This is a genomic window from Aliirhizobium sp. YIM B11859 (genome assembly GCF_057163345.1).
On sequence record NZ_JBXHAY010000005.1, the window covers coordinates 265,547 to 281,941 of the forward strand.

Sequence of the window (16,395 nt, forward strand, 5' to 3'; positions counted from 1 at the left end):
GTCCGTCAGGCAACGCGCCGGAAACCGTCCCGGGTCAGATCGAGCGGGGCTGCAGCCTGTGCTGGAACCTGAAAACGGATCATCAGGCTTTCAAGCGTGTTCGCCTCGTTGGCGAGTTGCCTGATCGCAGCGGAGCTTTCCTCGACCATCGCCGCATTCTGCTGAGTGCCGCGATCGATCTCGGCAATCGCCGTATCGATCTCGGCAAGGCCGCTTGCCTGCTGCCGGGCTCCGGCGACGATCTTGTCGATCTCGCGGCTGATCTCCGTCACTTCACTGGCGATCACCCGCAGCGCCTCGCCCGCCTGGCCGACCAGTGACACGCCGCTTGCGACCTGCTGACCGGATGCGGTGATCAGTGCCTTGATATCCTTTGCCGCGCTCGCCGAACGCTGCGCAAGTTCCCGCACTTCCTGCGCGACAACCGCAAATCCCTTGCCCGCCTCGCCGGCGCGTGCAGCTTCTACGCCGGCATTCAGCGCCAGAAGGTTGGTCTGGAAGGCGATCTCGTCGATCACGCCGATGATCTGCCCGATCTCGCGCGAAGACCGTTCGATACGGCTCATCGCATCGACGGCATCGGTGACGATGACACCTGACTGCTCCGCGCCGGTGCGCGCCTGTTCCACCATGCGGCCAACCGCATCCGCCACCTGTGCCGTTTGCCTGACGGTGCCTGTCAGCCCGCCGAGAGCGCTTGCCGTCTGCGTCACCGATACGGCCTGCCGTTCGGTGCGGATCGAAAGATCGTGGGTGGCATTGTTGATCTCGGACGTGCCGCCGCGAATGGTCTGGACGACGGAGCCCGCTTGGGACAGCACGCCTTCAAGATTGTCGACGGACGCATTGAAAGAACCTCTGAGTGCATCGAGCGCACCGTCGAACGGCTGGTCGATGCGATAGGCGATATTGCCGGCCGACAATTCGTCCAGCGCCTCGCCCAGCCGGTCGATGGCATTGCCGATCGCCTCGGCCTCGCGAGCCTTCTCGTTTTCGTGCTGCTGCCGTTCGTCAGCCGCATGGCGATCTGCGGCGCGTGCCCGCTCGGACATGTCGACCGCGTTGCGCTCTGCGTTGTTGGCCGTCTCTACCGCCGCTTCCGACGCCTCGAACGAGCTGACGACGGCGCGGGTCAGCGCCACCAGAACGCAGCTTTGAACGATCAGGATCACGGCATGCAGCCCGACCCGCGAAAAATGCGTTTCATCGGGAAAGGCCGCCAACGGCATGACGAAAAACAGCATCAGATGGTGAACAGCGACGAGCGCGGAGTAACCGGCAATCGCCCGCCAGTCGATCCAGGCGGCACAGATGGCAAGTGACGCAAAGAAATACATGTGCATGTCGATCTGCAGCGGCGAACCGGAAAAATCGTAGACCAGGATTGCAACGGTTGCGGCCTGGGCCATCGAGGTAATCACCCTGGTCGTCGGACCAGTGCGATCCCGCCACCAAGATAAGGTCGCCGAGGCAACGATGATGAAGCCTGCGGCGACGGACAGGATATCGAACCCGTCCGGACCGAACAGGCCACGAGCCAGGATGAATGCGAGATTGGCCCAAAGCAGGCCGACAATACCCACCGCCGCATTGCTGCGAAGTTGCGCGAGCGAATTCATTCCCCAGTTCCTTTCAGGCAGCCGAGCGCCAGTTGTTGATTGAGCACGAGCATCGCGCCCGCTTTCATGAGTTTGGCCGGGAAATCGCGACCTTCGGAATAACCGACCGTCATCCATGTGTAACGGCCGGTTGCCACGAAGGACCCGCCTGCCCGGCCGATGACGGAGATCCCGTAACCGGCGTCTCTGGCCGGATCCGTCAGCACAAGGACGACATGCCCGGACGGGGCCGCCCACACGACGAGCGCAAGCAACAGATAGATGGTGAAATTCCACCCCACGGCGACACGGCTGATCTTCATACGGGTTCCCCGGCATCGGGCATCCGCATTACGCCCCGCACTGCCATCCGGCAGCCGCCGCGTAACGGCTAGGCCCTTAATCCCGCGCTCAACCTATGCGAACACAACTAAGACGCGATAAATTGCAATTGCCAGTTATTCTGCGCGCTTTCGGCGGGCAACCGGCTGTCTAAGCATCGCAACCGTCTTGCCTTGGCCGTGGGTTTCGGCCAAAACCGCCGCCATGATCACGATTACCGACCTTTCCGCCCGTATCGCAGGCCGCCTGCTTCTCGACCATGCCAGCGTTTCGCTTCCGGCAGGTGCGAAGGTAGGCCTTATCGGGCGCAACGGAGCCGGCAAATCCACACTGTTTCGCATCATCACCGGCGATCTGGTTTCCGAGAGCGGTTACGTCACCATTCCCAAGAATTCCCGCATCGGCCAGGTGGCGCAGGAAGCCCCCGGCACGGAAGATTCGCTAATCTCCATCGTCATGGCCGCCGACAAGGAGCGCGCCGCGCTGATGGCGGAAGCCGAGACGGCGACCGATCCGAACCGCATCGCCGACATCCAGATGCGGCTCGTCGATATCGATGCCCATTCGGCCGAAGCGCGTGCCGCCAGCATTCTCGCCGGCCTCGGGTTCAGTGCCGAAGCACAGCTGCGCCCGGCCTCGTCGTTTTCCGGCGGCTGGCGGATGCGCGTCGCACTTGCCGCGGTGCTGTTTGCCGAACCTGACCTTCTGCTGCTCGACGAGCCGACCAACTATCTCGACCTCGAAGGCACGATGTGGCTTGAGGACTATGTGCGGCGTTATCCGCATACCGTGATCGTCATTTCCCACGACCGCGACATGCTCAACAATGCGGTCAATTCGATCGTCCATCTCGACCAGAAGAAATTGACCTTCTACCGCGGCGGCTACGACCAGTTCGAGCGTCAGAAGGCAGAGAACGACGAATTGCAGATGAAGGCCAAGGCGAAAAACGACGCCGCGCGCAAACACCTGCAGAGTTTCATCGACCGCTTCAAGGCCAAGGCGACCAAGGCCAAGCAGGCACAGTCCCGAGTGAAAGCGCTGGAGCGCATGGGGACGGTTGCCGCGGTCGTCGAGGACCACGTCCAGCCGATCACCTTCCCTGCCCCGGAAAAGCTGCCGGCCTCGCCGATCGTTGCCATCAACAAGGGCGGCGTCGGTTATACGCCGGGCAAGCCGATCCTGAAAAACATCAGCCTCAGGATCGACAATGACGACCGCATCGCGCTGCTCGGCTCCAACGGCAACGGCAAGTCGACCTTTGCCAAGCTGATCTCCGGCCGGCTGCAGGCCGATGGCGGCGAGATGAAGCTTGCCTCCAGCCTGAAGATCGGCTTTTTCGCCCAGCATCAGCTGGACGACCTGATCCCGAATGAATCGCCCGTCGACCATGTGCGCCGGCTGATGCCCGACGCGCCGGAAGCCAAGGTGCGTGCCCGGGTGGCGCAGATGGGGCTGGCGACGGAAAAGATGGCGACCGCCGCCAAGGACCTTTCGGGCGGCGAGAAGGCACGTTTGCTGATGGGGCTTGCCGCCTTCCATGCACCAAACCTTCTGATCCTCGACGAGCCGACCAACCATCTCGACATCGACAGCCGCCGGGCGCTGATCGAGGCACTCAACGATTACGAAGGCGCCGTCATTCTGATTTCCCACGATCGCCACCTGATCGAGGCAACCGTCGACCGGCTGTGGCTGGTCAATGACGGCACGGTAACGCCCTTCGAGGGCGACCTCGAAGAATATCGCGACCTGATCATCGCGAGCGGCCGCAAGAAGGACGACAAACCGCAGACGGCAGACGACAATGCCTCCAAGGCCGACCAGCGCAAGGCCAATGCCGAAAAGCGCGCCTCACTTGCGCCTTTGAAGAAAAAGATCAACGAAATCGAATCCTTGACGGCCAAACTTGAGAAGCTGATTCAGGCACTCGACAAGGAGCTTGCGGACCCGGCGCTTTACGAAAAAGCACCGGCAAAGGCAGCCCAGAAGGCCAAGGAGCGCGGCGAGGCCGCAGCGAAACTTTCCGCCGCAGAAGAAGACTGGCTGATGCTTTCCTCAGAATATGAAGAGGCGATGGCGGGCTGAGAGCGGCTGGAGGCGACGCCGGCGGGCTGGACAATTCCAGCTGCCGAGGGTTAAAATCAGAAATGGACGAACACGTATAGCCTATTGAATAAATTGTAATTTTGAGCTTTTTCCGTTGTGAGCGAGTTAAATTACGTCGTTATTGAAGAGCGCAGGCTCGATGAGCGTTTCAGCAAGCTGCCACCGATGATGATCGGTGGCGCAGGGATTGCGTTCTTCAGCGACACGATCTCCCAGACCAGTTCGATACGGGCTTCGGCGGACCACGCGTATATTCAGGCCACCTTCTTCACTGGATCGCGTTCAGAGATCTGCCTTCTGGCAACGCTTTCCGATGAGGTGGTGAAAAGCCCCAAGGCTCTATCGCGAGGGATGTTCTTCAAGGGCCCGCTTGACGACGCCAGCGTGAATGATGTGTCGAAATTCCTGAGAAAATCGGGAACACTCACGCGGGATGACGCCCACAACACGTCGCAGGATGGCTCCCTGTTCATCGACAGCGGCAAGTTCGCCTATGTCGGACAGTCCCACCCGCAATTCGAACGGATCATCCTGATCGCGATGCTGTGCCGGGCTTATAATCTCGTGCTGGAAAGGCGCGTGGTCTCGCTGTCGGAAACGGCAAGACAGCCGCGCACACTTGCAGATCCCGTCCTCCTTTACGACGACATGATCCGCTTCAACGCCGGCTTTTATCAGCGTCTGCCGATCAGGCTCGAGAGGCATGAGGTCAGCAAAGCGTGGGACGCCTTTTCCAAAAGCTACCGGATCGACGTCCTTCGTGATGAACTCGACTCGCAGCTTACGGCACTGGCGCAATGGGTCCGGCAGGAGCAGGAACAGGACGCAAAGACCGCCCGTGCCGATGCCATCCGACGGGAAGCAGAGGCCAGGCAGGCACAACAGGACCGTGATGACGCGCGTGAAAAACGCTTCAACAAACGCATCGCCATCATGACGATCATCCTGGCGATATTTTCGCTGGCCATCGCCGTCATTGCCACGCCGAAAGATACGCTGCTGGAAAAAATCGACTGGTCCAGAAATACGCTTGATCTCATTCAGCATATGCTGGCCGAACACAGAAACGCAATTCGCTGAACGCCGGCACTGTTGCCCATATGCTTTCTGATGCCTAGGTAGGTGCTTCCGCCAAACACGAGGAGGCCGCGATGAACCTGTTTCTCGAAACAGACAACGATCCCAACACGATCGCCTTCGTCACCGAACAGAATGACAGGTCCGACCGACAGTTCAGGACGCCGGAATTCAACACGGATCGCGATACGCTGAAGGCGATGATCGAGCGTGAGGATCGGCTGATCGTGCCGGTGCGGCGCGGCCGCTGGCTGTTCGATTTCCACCGCTCGAAGGACAATCCGCTGGGCATATGGCGCCGTCTGCCGGCCGATCAGGAGCCACGCCACGACGCGGCCTGGGAGACGGTTTTCGATTTCGACGCCTTCTGTCTGAAGGAAGGCAAGCGCTGGATCTATTCCGGCGCGATCACCAGCCCTTACGAACCAACCCGTGTGTTGCTGATCCTTTCCGATGGCGGTTCCGACCAGCTCCGCCTGCTCGAATTCAACACCGAGACGAAAACGATCGTCGAAGGCGGGTTCGACACACCGTCGGCACGGGCACATGCGGCATGGATTAGCCCCGACGAAATCGCCTATTTCGGCTCTATCGATGAATTTTCGGCAACGCGTTCGGGCTGGCCGCGCGTCGGGCGTATCCTCAAACGCGGCATCGACCCGAAAGATGCGCCGATCCTGTTCGAGGCCGGCATGGACGATGTCTATGGCGCGGCAAGCGTCATCGACCCGCTGTTCTGGGGCGGCAAGGCGGACGAGCGGAAGATCGAGTTTTTCACCGTCGGCCACGAGATCGGCAAAGCGAGCGTTCATATCCGCAATGGCAGCGGCGAGATCCAGCGCCTTGACCTTCCGGTCGAAAGCGATAGTGACCTCAACCATACGCATGCCCTTTGGCGGGCGAAGACCGACGAACGATATCCGACGGGTACCCTCGTCCTGCAGGATTTCCATCCCTTCGACGCCGAACCGCTGACCAATGCACGCGTGCTGTTTTCACCGAAGGACGGCCAGTCGGTGTCGCAGTTCACACTGCTGAAGACCTGGGCGGTGTTCATCGTCGTCGACCGGATGGTGCCGAAGCTTTTTCTCGTCGACCTTACCAAGCCCGATCCGAAGCCGCAGGAACTGCCGCTACCGTCCGAACTGCAGACGATCAGCTTCCGGCTGCTCGATGCCGACCTGACACTCGGCGACGAGGTCCTGACCGTTGTCGGCCAGGGATTTCTGCTTCCCTCGACCGCCTACAGGCTCGACCTTACCCGCCATGACACGACGCTGGCGCTGGTGCCGGTCGGGACGTCACCAGCCTATTTCGATGCGGACGGCATGACGTCGGAACTGCTTGAAGCGATATCCGAAGACGGTACGAAAGTGCCCTATCATATCGCCCTGCCGAAAAGCTGGACAAAGGGCGAGCTGCCGGTGCTGATGTATGGTTACGGCGGTTTCGGCGTGTCGCTTTCGCCGGTCTATTCGGGTGCCTTCGGCCTGTGGCTCAATCAGGGCGGCGCCTTCGTACAGGCCTATATTCGCGGCGGCGGCGAACTTGGCCCCGACTGGCACACAGTCGCCAAGGGCCGTGGTCGCCACAAGGCCTTCGAGGATTTCGCAGCCGTTGCCCGCGATCTCGTCAAACGCGGTTATAGCAAGCCTTCGCGCATCGCCTGCAATGGCGGCAGCAATGGCGGGCTTCTGACGGCGGTGATGGCAACCCGTTATCCCGCCGAGTTCGGCGCCGTCTGGACGTCCGTGCCGGTCATCGACATGTCGCGCTTCCACATATTTCCCGCCGGCCGGGCGTGGATGGACGAATACGGCAACCCGGACCTTCCCGACGACCTCAATTCCATGCTGACCTATTCGCCGCTGCATCAGGTGAAGCCGAAAAGCGAGATGACCTATCCGCCGATCTATATCGAAAGCTCGACCAATGACGACCGGGTGCATCCATCGCATGCACGGCGTTTTGCGAAGCGGCTGATCGATGCCGGGCACGCGCCGTTTTTCCGCGAATACGGGTCGGGCGGCCATGGCGGCGCCGGCGACACGACCGAAATGGCCGAACGGCGCGCCATGGGGTACAGCTTCCTGCGCCAGACTATCATGCGGGATTAAGGCGGGCGCGGCTTAAGCGGGAGCCCGAGGAAACCAGGCTTCTGGTCGAGCGGTTTCGATCGCTTCGGAATCGAAATCCTGCCGGCAACGCGTGAAACCGCGTTTATCGCCCCCGATGCCGTTTCCCGCTGCGGCAAGGGCCGGCATCCGGCGAGGCTCAATTTCGGCGACTATTTTTCCTATGCCGGCGCCCGCGCGGTCAATGTGCCGCTTCTTTATATCGGGTCTGGCTTCGCCCGGACCGATCTGGCCTGGGCGGCCGTTCATAGGTTGCCTGATATTACGGCGATAACCAGCCATTAACCATGTTCGACGAAAGATCGCGCAATACCGATTCCCGCGTCATCCTTTATCGAGAACCATTTCATGCCGGTCCGTGCCGTCTGCGCTGCTGCTGCCCTCGTCTGCCTCCTGTCGTCCTGTGCAGGCAAGCCTGCGTCCGAATCCGGTTCATTGAAAACCGCCTTTGCCGCCGGCGATGCCGCCGGAGCGCTGAAACCGAAGGACGATGCCGGATCGCCGGTGGCGCTGACCCCTGCCGCCTGGGGCCGCCTCAACAAGATGGGTGGCCTTGCCGGCCGTGAAATGACGGTAAGCTCCGTCTCCGACATCAAGCTGCGCGACAAGGAAGTCGTCCTGACCTTCGACGATGGCCCGATGCCGAAAAAGACCGAGCGGATCCTTGCGACGCTTGATCAGTACGGCGTGAAGGCCTCGTTCATGATGGTCGGCGAGATGGCCAAGGCGCATCCGGACATCGCCCGCGAAGTGGTGGCCGACGGACACACGATCGGCAGCCATACCTATCACCATCCGGACCTTGCCCACATGTCGTTCGACGATGCCGTCGCTGAGGTCGAAAAGGGCAGAAAGGCCGTCGAAATCGCAACCGGCGTGGAGCCGGAGTTCTTCCGCTTTCCTTATCTCGCCGATTCACGGAAGCTGCGGCAATGGGTGGGAAGCCACAAGATGGTTGTGATGGATGTCCAAGTCGATTCGAAGGACTATTTCAACGTGTCACCGGCAGCCGTCGCGACGCGGACGATGGAGGCGTTGCGCGTCCATCGCAAGGGCATCATCCTGATGCACGACATCCACCCGCGCACCGCTGCCATGCTGCCGGCGCTGCTGACCCAGCTCAAGGCCGAGGGTTACAAGGTGGTGCAGATCAAATACGGCAAACCATCGTCCGACATGCTGGTCGCGTCCGTTACCAAACCGATGTTTGCAACCAATTGAGCCGGAACGGTGAGAAGCGCCTGACGGATCAGGCCTTCTTCACCCACCGGCCTTCCGGCGATTGCTGCCAATAGGTGAGCGCGTGGCCCTCGCCCTTCAACCGTTTCCATTCGGCACGGGCTCCGTCGAGCTGGTTCTGATCGTAACCATCGAACATGAAGACGACCCGCTCATAGGAATCGAGCGGCGGCGGTTCGGCACCGTCGACCATGAAGCGAACGGTGGCACCGTTGGCATTTTCGCCGACCGTCGTCAGCAGGACCGGCTGGTCTTCGGCCATCGGCGCCACATCCGTGCCGTGCGGCAGGAAACTTTCGTCGCGAAAGGTCCACAAATGCGCGTCGAGCATGTCCCGACGCGCCTCGTCATTGGTCTGGACGACCACCTTCCAGCCGCGCTCGACGCTTTTTTCGAGGAGCGCCGGCAGCGCATCCTCGAGCTTCGATTCGGTCAGGTGGTAGAAAAGAACCTCGGTCATCAGCCCTCGTAGTTCGCCCGGACGAGTTCGTCCAGCAGGCGCACGCCGTAACCGGATGCCCAGGACTGATTGATCTCGTTCTGCGGCGAATTCAGCGCGGTCGCGGCAATATCGAGATGCGCCCAGGGCGTATCGCCGACAAAACGCTTGAGGAATTGCGCCGCGGTGATCGAACCCGCCTGGCGGCCGCCGCTGTTCTTCATGTCGGCAAAACGCGAATCGATGATCTTGTCGTATTCCTTGCCGAGCGGCATGCGCCACAGTTTTTCCTGGGTCGCCTCGCCGGCTGCCGTCAGTTGCCCGGCCAGCGCATCATCGTTGGAGAACAGGCCAGCATGAGCGTTGCCCAGCGCCACGACGATCGCGCCGGTCAGCGTCGCCAGATTGACCATGAATTTCGGCTTGAAACGCTCCTTGGTGTAAAAAAGCGCATCACCGAGCACGAGGCGTCCCTCGGCATCGGTGTTGATGATCTCGATCGTCTGGCCGGACATCGAGGTGACGATATCACCGGGGCGCTGGGCGTTGCCGTCCGGCATGTTTTCCACAAGGCCGAGGATACCGATGGCGTTGACCTTGGCCTTGCGGGCGGCGAGCGTGTGAATGAGGCCGATGACGGCAGCGGCGCCGCCCATGTCACCCTTCATGTCCTCCATGCCGGCACCCGGCTTGATCGAAATGCCGCCGGTATCGAAAACGACGCCCTTGCCGACGAAGGCAACCGGCTGTTCCTTCGCCTTGCCGCCGTTCCAGTGCATGACGGCTAGGCGCGGCGGACGGACCGACCCTTGCGCGACGCCCAGCAGCGCGCCCATGCCGAGCTTCTTCATTTCCTTTTCGGTGAGGATTTCCACGGTCACGCCGAGCTTTTCCAGCTCCTTCGCCTTGTCGGCGAATTCGACCGGGCCAAGCACGTTCGGCGGCAGATTGACCAGGTCGCGTGCCAGGATCACGCCGTCGGCAACCGCCTCCGCCTTGGCGAAGGCTTTTTTCGCGGCAGCATGGCCGGCTGTCACGATCGTTACGGCGACCGTGTTCGGCTTGTCGTCGTCATCCTTCTTTTTCGTCTTGTAGGTATCGAAGGCATAGGCGCGCAGGAGCATGCCGAGAGCGAAATCGGCGATCTGCTCGGGCGTCACCTCAAGACCCGGCACATCGAAAAAGACCACGGTCTTCTTCGAAGCCTTGAGATTAGCAGTGGCAAGACCGCCGGCGCGCAGCCAGTCATAGGCGCTCAGCGCATCCGGCTTGCCGAGACCGATGACGGTCAACCGATCGGCGGCCGAACCATGTGGCGCAATCACGTCGAGCACCGTCATCGCCTTTGCCGAAAACTTCGCGATCTCGGCCGCACGGGTTCCGACGCTCTCAGGATCCGCTTCCGCCGCGCCGGATGCCGGCTCGCTTCCAGAAAGCTTGAGCTGAATTGCCAGCGCATTGGTGAGGGAGGAGGATTTCGCAAAAGAGATATTCAGTTGAACAGACATTGACACTCCACGCATTTTTCATTCGCAACAGGGTGTTGATCTTCACCCTTTCGGGCATCAACGCAAGCCCGGGACGATGCTGACGCCGGATAGCCGCGCTCTTGCGGCGTTTTGAAAGTCACAACAAAAAATAAAAGTCGGCTAGCCAACATTTTTGTGACGTGGCATCTGTCGCAAAGGCCTCATCGATCACTTAGATAGGCTCGGCGTCATCACGGGATGGCGAGGCAGCAAGAATGTCGGACGGGAATGAAGCTTCTCGAAACTTACATATTGCGCCGGATATTCCAGATGTTCCTGGTGGCGCTCGTTCCGGTGCTGACCATCATCTGGACGATTCAGGTGCTCGGGCGCATCAATCTGGTCACGGACAGTGGCCAGTCGATGGGCTCGTTCATGCTGCTTGCAAGTTACATCCTGCCGACGATCCTGCCGGTGGTCATGCCCTTTGCCTTCGTCATCGGCATTACCCAGACGCTGACGCAGATGAACAACGATTCGGAACTGCCGGTCATTGACGCGGCCGGTGCCAGCCGCAGCATCATCTATCGCCCCATCATCCTGTTGTCCGTCCTGCTCGGGCTGTTTTCCTTCGCGGTGACCAATTTCCTCGAGCCCGAATCGCGGCTCGGCGCCCGCCAGATGGTTGCCGCCGCCTATGCCGACCTGCTGTCGTCGGTGATCGAGGAAAAGACCTTCCGCAGCATCGAGCCCGGCCTTTACGTGCAAATCTCCGAACGCCATTCGGGCCGACTGCTGAAAGGCCTGTTTGTCGTCGATTACCGCGATCCGGCCTTCGATCTGATCTATTACGCCAAGGAGGGGCTGGTTGATCCGGGCGGAACGTCGCTGACCATGCGTGACGGCGAAGTCGACCGTAAATCTCCCGATGGCCGTATCTCGGTGGTCAAGTTCGACAGCTATGCCTTCGATCTTTCGGCCATGACGAAATCCGAAGGCGGGCTGCCTCTTTATGCCGCGGACCGCAAGTTGAGCTTCCTGCTCGATCCCGACGAGGACGATCCGATCTACAAGCGCTCGCCGGCAAGCTTCCGGTCGGAACTGCATCGCCGACTGACCGACTGGCTGTATCCGATCGCGTTTGCCTTTGTATCGCTGGTGGTTGCCGGCAGCAGCCGGTCGCACCGGCAGGCCCGCGTCCATCCGATGATCTATGCGCTGGTCCTGGCTTTCGCATTGCGCTGGCTCGGTTTCTCAGTCACCAACCTGACGGAGCGCAGCGCCGCCTATGTCCCGGCCGTCTATGCCGTGCCGCTGGTCACCACCGCCATCGCGATCTATCTGCTGGCAACCAATCGGCAGCTTCACATGCCGCGCTTCTTCACCAATGGAATGAGCCGGCTTGGCAGCCTGATGAGACGCCGTTTGACGCGCTCGCAGGGGACCGGGGGGAATGCCGCATGATCTTCTCGACACTCGGCCGCTATTTCTTCCGCCGCTACATGATTACTGCCGTCTGGTTCATGCTCGGGGTCAGCGGGATCATCTTCCTTGCCGACTTCAGCGAGACCACCCGTCGCCTTTCCGGGCTGACGGAATATAGCGTGATCGGCGCGCTGGGCATGACGGCACTGCGTCTCCCCTCGATCCTGCAACAGACGATCCCGACGCTCAGCCTGTTCATTGGCATGACCGTGCTGATCGCTCTCAACCGCCGCTACGAACTGGTCGTCACCCGCGCTGCCGGCATTTCGGTCTGGCAGTTCATCTTCCCGTTCATCGTCGGATCTTTCCTGATCGGATTGATAACGATCTTCGTCATCAATCCGATGGGTGCCTGGGGACAGCGCGAATCGGTTTCGATGGAAACCTCCTGGCGCCAGTCCAGCAACCGGGTGAAATCGAGTAAATTCGTGCCCTGGATCCGCCAGATCAGCGGTGACGAGGACGTCGTTATCGGCGGCAAGAGCTATCAGGACAATGGAACAGAACTTCTCGATGTCGTGGTTTTCCACTTCGACAAGGGCGGTTCGGTGATCATGCGGCAGGACGCACACACAGCAAAGCTGGAAAATGGTTACTGGCTTCTTAACGACGTTCTGGAGAATCGGCCGGGCGAAATTCCGGTCCGCAAGCCGACGGCGCAGGTCCGTACCAATCTGAAACAGGAATATATCCAGGAAAGCCTCGAGCAGCCGGAAAGTGTTGCGTTCCTTGATCTTTCCCGAAAAATCAAGATCAGCCGGTCCTACGGTATCTCAACCAAAGCGCTGGAAACGCAGTTCCACTCGCTTCTGTCGCTGCCCATCCTGCTTGTGGCCATGACTCTCATTGCTGCAACAGTGTCGTTAAAATTCAGTCGCTTCGCCCAGTCCAGGTCGATGATTCTGGGTGGAATAGTTTCGGGCTTCGTGCTTTATGTCGTCAGCGTACTTGTAAAGGCGTTCGGAAGCAGCGGAGCGATTCCTCCGTTAGTGGCGGTCTGGATCCCGGTCATCGTCGCGACGGCAGTAGGGGCAACGATCTTGCTTCATCAGGAGGACGGCTAGTGGCGGTCAGTAACCGCGGAAATATCAGACGGCTTGCCGCCGCCCTGCTGACAGGTGTGTCTGTATTCGTGTCTGGCGTGACGACGGATGTCGTCCATGCGCAAGGTCTCGTGCCCGTCCAGTCGGACGACGCCAAGATGCTGCTGCGCGCCAATGAGCTCATCTATAATCAGGACAGCCAGCAGGTGACGGCCCGCGGCGGTGTGCAGATTTATTACAATCGCTACCGCATGGTCGCCCAGCGGGTCGAATACAATCAGAAAACCGGACGCGTCATGGCGACCGGCAATATCGAGCTGATTGAACCGGCAGGCACACGTGTCTATGCCGACCAGCTGGACGTGACCGACGATTTCGGCCAGGGCTTCCTCAATTCCCTGCGTGTCGAAACCACCGACAATACGCGTCTGGTCGCCGAAAGCGCCGAGCAGCAGAGCAAGGACGTGATGGTGTTGAACAACACCGTCTATACGGCCTGTCTGCCCTGCGCGCAGACGCCCGGCAAGGCGCCGCTCTGGCAGGTGAAGGCGCAGCGCGTCATCCGCAATGGCCAGACACACACGATCCGGTTGGAGAATGCGCAGTTTGAACTGTTCGGGCTTTCGCTCGGCAAGCTGCCCTTCCCGATCACCGTTCCCGACGAAACAGTCGAGCGCAAGTCAGGCCTGCTGTTCCCGCGGTTCAGCGCCGACGACAATCTCGGTTTCGGGATCAGCGTTCCCTATTACCATGTCTTTTCGCCGAGCATGGATGCCACGATCACGCCGACCTACTATTCGAACCAGGGGCTGCTCGTCGAAGGCGAAGTGCGCAACCGGTTTGAAACCGGCGAGCACACGTTCCGGTTCGCCGGAATCAACCAGCAGAATTCGGGTTCGTTCGACGCCAATACCGCCGACAGCGAATCCGACACCCGTGTGATGGCCGCCTCGAAGGGCGAATTCCACATCAATCCGCGCTGGACATTCGGCTGGAATGCCATGCTCCAGAGCGACAACAATTTCTCGCGCACCTACGATCTTCAGGGCGTCAACGAGGAAACGTTCAAGAACGAAGCCTATCTGACGGGCCTCGGCACACGGAACTATTTCGACCTGCATGGCTATTATTTCGACGTCCAGGACGATTCGGAAACCAGCCTGCTCGAACGCCAGCAGGCGGTTGTCTATCCGGTCCTCGATTACAGCTGGTATGCACCAGAGCCGGTCGCCGGCGGCCAGCTGTCGATCACCGCGAACCTGACCAATCTGTCGCGTCGCTCGGATGACAATTATTTCGAAGGTACCGACTACCGCATCCCCGGCCTTGAAGGCAGTTACAGCCGCTTCACCACCGAAGCCGAATGGAAACGCACCTTCACCACCGAGCAGGGCCTGCAGCTGACGCCGCTTCTGGCACTTCGCGGCGACGGATTGCGCAGCACGTCTTCCGGCGCCGGCGCTCCCTATTCGGAATCGCTGCGGGATGGCGAAAGCGCGCGCTACATGGCGACAGCCGGGCTTGAGGCCCGTTATCCGATCCTGATCACGGCCGGCAGCAGCAGCCACATCATCGAGCCGATCGCACAGCTCTATGTCCGCCCGGACGAACAGCTTGCCGGTCAGCTGCCGAACGAGGATGCGCAGAGCTTCGTATTCGACGCCACCAGCCTGTTCGACCGTGACAAGTTCTCCGGTTATGACCGGATCGAAGGCGGCACGCGCGCCAATGTCGGCATTCGTTACACCGGCTCGTTCGACAACGGTGTCGGCCTGCGTGGCATTTTCGGCCAGTCCTATCAGCTTGCCGGCGAGAACTCGTTCGCAAGCGCCGATCTGGTCAATGCAGGCGCCAATTCCGGCCTTGAGGAAGACGTTTCCGACTTCGTCGCCATGGCCGCGATCGACCTGCCGCAGGGCTTCAGCCTTTCGACCAACAGCCGGTTCGACAAGGACAATTTTGACGTCCGCCGCACCGACATCGCCTTCGACTACAAAACGGAACGGGTTTCCGGCAAGCTCGTCTACACCAAGGTCGCTGCCCAGCCGGAATATGGCGATGACGAGTCGACGAATATCCTCGAGAAGCAGATGAGTTTCCGCGTCAACGAGAACTGGTCGATCGGCGGCAAGGTGACCTGGGACCTCGACGACAACAAGTTCACCCGTCGCGGCATCGGGTTCAGCTATGCGGACGAGTGCACGATCTTCTCGATCGGCTATACGCAGAAAACCGATTCGACCGATGCGAATGACTGGAGCGTCGGCGCTCGCCTGAGCTTCCGCACGCTTGGCGACGTCAATATCGGCTCGACCGAAGGCTACGACAAGGACCAGACCTTCCGCTATTGACGGGGCCGCTATTAACGGCCGACTGGAATTGATCGCGCGGAAGTGACGGTGCGGATATTGCATCGTCATGGTTTTGCCGCAACGATTGCGCATGCGGGCTGGCATATAGTAAGAGGCGGCCCACAAGTCGCATAAAACGCCCAGGCGCTAGAGGAGTTGACTGATGTTTGGAGTGACCGGAACGCGCAGGCTGGCGATCGCCGCGACTGCACTGGCGGCTTCGTTCGTCGTCAACCCGATCGTCGCGACCGCGCAGACGACAAGCGGCGTGGCGGCAGTGATCAATCGTACCCCGATCACGACCTCCGACGTGGCCCACCGCGTCGCCTTCCTTCGCCTGCAGAGGCAGAAGGCCGACCCCAAGGTCGCCCGCGAGCAGCTGATTGACGAAACGCTGAAGCGTCAGGAAATCGCCCGGGTGAAGATGTCGGTCAGCACCGATGACGTCGATGCTTCGTTTGCCCGCTTTGCCGCGAGCAACAAGATGACGCCGGCGCAGATGACCCAGATCCTCGACAAGTCCGGCGTCACCGCCGAGCATTTCAAAAACTTCATTGCCGTGCAGATGAGCTGGCCGCGCCTGCTCAATGCCCGTTATGGCAGCGGCAACACCCGCATGTCGAACCAGGAACTCGTCACGCGGATGATGGAAAGCAAGGAAAAGCCGGTCACGACCGAATATTTCCTCAAGCAGATCATCTTCGTCGTGCCGGCGGCCAAGCGCAATGCGATCCTCAACAAGCGCAAGTCCGAAGCCGACGCGTCGCGTTCGAAGTTCCCGGGCTGCGATCAGGCCAAGGATTTTGCCGCGACCATGCTCGATGTGTCGGTGCGTGACCTCGGCCGGGTGATGACGCCAAACCTGCCGGAAGACTGGAAGCCGCTGATCGAGGGCGCCAAGGGCGGCACGACCGCGACAAAGGTTACCGAGCGCGGTGTCGAATTCCTTGCCATTTGCGACCAGCGCCAGGTCTCCGACGACCTTGCTGCGGAAGCCGTGTTCCGTGCCGAAGACCTCACCAAGGCCGGCAAGAGCGGCGAGGATCCCAACAGCAAGAAATATCTCGATGAACTGCGCGGCAAAGCGCAGATTGACCTGAGATGATTC

General features: G+C 60.5%; 12 protein-coding genes. 8 read left to right on the forward strand and 4 right to left on the reverse strand.

The window, feature by feature from the left end; genetic code table 11:
- Nucleotides 1-5: 5 nt before the first annotated feature.
- Both AC2GXZ_RS20770 and AC2GXZ_RS20775 read right to left on the reverse strand, forming a co-directional pair.
- Nucleotides 6-1,619, reverse strand: a complete 1,614-nt coding sequence (locus tag AC2GXZ_RS20770; protein WP_483761108.1) for a methyl-accepting chemotaxis protein — start codon at nt 1,617-1,619, stop codon at nt 6-8.
- A complete protein-coding gene (locus AC2GXZ_RS20775) occupies nt 1,616-1,921 on the reverse strand; it encodes a hypothetical protein (protein WP_483761109.1) in 306 nt (101 codons plus the stop codon). The genes AC2GXZ_RS20770 and AC2GXZ_RS20775 overlap by 4 nt, the downstream gene beginning before the upstream one ends.
- Before the next feature lie 223 nt (nt 1,922-2,144).
- On the opposite strand from AC2GXZ_RS20775, the gene AC2GXZ_RS20780 reads away from it, so the two are divergent.
- The 4 genes from AC2GXZ_RS20780 to AC2GXZ_RS20795 all read left to right on the forward strand — a co-directional run bounded on the left by AC2GXZ_RS20780 (nt 2,145) and on the right by AC2GXZ_RS20795 (nt 8,482).
- Nucleotides 2,145-4,028 (forward strand): ABC-F family ATP-binding cassette domain-containing protein, encoded by a 1,884-nt coding sequence (locus tag AC2GXZ_RS20780; protein ID WP_483761110.1) that lies wholly within the window; start codon nt 2,145-2,147, stop codon nt 4,026-4,028.
- Between the two features lie 117 nt (nt 4,029-4,145).
- Nucleotides 4,146-5,129, forward strand: coding sequence for a hypothetical protein (locus AC2GXZ_RS20785; protein WP_483761111.1), 984 nt, complete (start codon nt 4,146-4,148; stop codon nt 5,127-5,129).
- Nucleotides 5,130-5,200: 71 nt separating this feature from the next.
- A complete protein-coding gene (locus AC2GXZ_RS20790) occupies nt 5,201-7,243 on the forward strand; it encodes a prolyl oligopeptidase family serine peptidase (protein ID WP_483761112.1) in 2,043 nt (680 codons plus the stop codon).
- Between the two features lie 366 nt (nt 7,244-7,609).
- Nucleotides 7,610-8,482, forward strand: coding sequence for a polysaccharide deacetylase family protein (locus tag AC2GXZ_RS20795; protein WP_483761113.1), 873 nt, complete (start codon nt 7,610-7,612; stop codon nt 8,480-8,482).
- Between the two features lie 28 nt (nt 8,483-8,510).
- Here the strand turns inward: AC2GXZ_RS20795 and AC2GXZ_RS20800 are convergent, their stop codons facing one another.
- Together AC2GXZ_RS20800 and AC2GXZ_RS20805 are read right to left on the reverse strand one after the other, a co-directional pair.
- Nucleotides 8,511-8,960, reverse strand: coding sequence for a DNA polymerase III subunit chi (locus AC2GXZ_RS20800; protein WP_483761114.1), 450 nt, complete (start codon nt 8,958-8,960; stop codon nt 8,511-8,513).
- Entirely contained in the window at nt 8,960-10,447 is a 1,488-nt protein-coding gene (locus AC2GXZ_RS20805) for a leucyl aminopeptidase (protein ID WP_483761115.1), read from the reverse strand. The genes AC2GXZ_RS20800 and AC2GXZ_RS20805 overlap by 1 nt, the downstream gene beginning before the upstream one ends.
- 249 nt (nt 10,448-10,696) lie before the next feature.
- Here AC2GXZ_RS20805 and AC2GXZ_RS20810 point away from each other — a divergent pair, with 249 nt between their 5' ends.
- The 4 genes from AC2GXZ_RS20810 to AC2GXZ_RS20825 all read left to right on the forward strand — a co-directional run bounded on the left by AC2GXZ_RS20810 (nt 10,697) and on the right by AC2GXZ_RS20825 (nt 16,392).
- A complete protein-coding gene (locus tag AC2GXZ_RS20810; RefSeq protein ID WP_483761116.1) occupies nt 10,697-11,872 on the forward strand; it encodes an LptF/LptG family permease in 1,176 nt (391 codons plus the stop codon).
- Nucleotides 11,869-12,957 (forward strand): LPS export ABC transporter permease LptG, encoded by a 1,089-nt coding sequence (gene lptG / locus AC2GXZ_RS20815; RefSeq protein WP_483761117.1) that lies wholly within the window; start codon nt 11,869-11,871, stop codon nt 12,955-12,957. Before AC2GXZ_RS20810 ends, lptG begins: the two co-directional genes overlap by 4 nt.
- Nucleotides 12,957-15,287 carry an LPS-assembly protein LptD gene (locus tag AC2GXZ_RS20820; RefSeq protein WP_483761118.1) on the forward strand — a complete coding sequence of 777 codons (2,331 nt, stop codon included), beginning with the start codon at nt 12,957-12,959 and terminating at the stop codon, nt 15,285-15,287. The genes lptG and AC2GXZ_RS20820 overlap by 1 nt, the downstream gene beginning before the upstream one ends.
- Before the next feature lie 163 nt (nt 15,288-15,450).
- Nucleotides 15,451-16,392, forward strand: a complete 942-nt coding sequence (locus AC2GXZ_RS20825) for a SurA N-terminal domain-containing protein (RefSeq protein WP_483761119.1) — start codon at nt 15,451-15,453, stop codon at nt 16,390-16,392.
- Nucleotides 16,393-16,395: the final 3 nt, after the last annotated feature.

What these genes read in the sequence shown, in the direction of transcription:
- AC2GXZ_RS20810 (WP_483761116.1), top strand. Translation starts at nt 10,697, where the DNA reads ATGAAGCTTCTCGAAACTTACATATTGCGCCGGATATTCCAGATGTTC.
- AC2GXZ_RS20795 (WP_483761113.1), top strand. Translation starts at nt 7,610, where the DNA reads ATGCCGGTCCGTGCCGTCTGCGCTGCTGCTGCCCTCGTCTGCCTCCTG.
- AC2GXZ_RS20770 (WP_483761108.1), bottom strand. Translation starts at nt 1,619, where the DNA reads ATGAATTCGCTCGCGCAACTTCGCAGCAATGCGGCGGTGGGTATTGTC.
- AC2GXZ_RS20775 (WP_483761109.1), bottom strand. Translation starts at nt 1,921, where the DNA reads ATGAAGATCAGCCGTGTCGCCGTGGGGTGGAATTTCACCATCTATCTG.
- lptG (WP_483761117.1), top strand. Translation starts at nt 11,869, where the DNA reads ATGATCTTCTCGACACTCGGCCGCTATTTCTTCCGCCGCTACATGATT.
- AC2GXZ_RS20780 (WP_483761110.1), top strand. Translation starts at nt 2,145, where the DNA reads ATGATCACGATTACCGACCTTTCCGCCCGTATCGCAGGCCGCCTGCTT.
- AC2GXZ_RS20805 (WP_483761115.1), bottom strand. Translation starts at nt 10,447, where the DNA reads ATGTCTGTTCAACTGAATATCTCTTTTGCGAAATCCTCCTCCCTCACC.
- AC2GXZ_RS20825 (WP_483761119.1), top strand. Translation starts at nt 15,451, where the DNA reads ATGTTTGGAGTGACCGGAACGCGCAGGCTGGCGATCGCCGCGACTGCA.
- AC2GXZ_RS20800 (WP_483761114.1), bottom strand. Translation starts at nt 8,960, where the DNA reads ATGACCGAGGTTCTTTTCTACCACCTGACCGAATCGAAGCTCGAGGAT.
- AC2GXZ_RS20790 (WP_483761112.1), top strand. Translation starts at nt 5,201, where the DNA reads ATGAACCTGTTTCTCGAAACAGACAACGATCCCAACACGATCGCCTTC.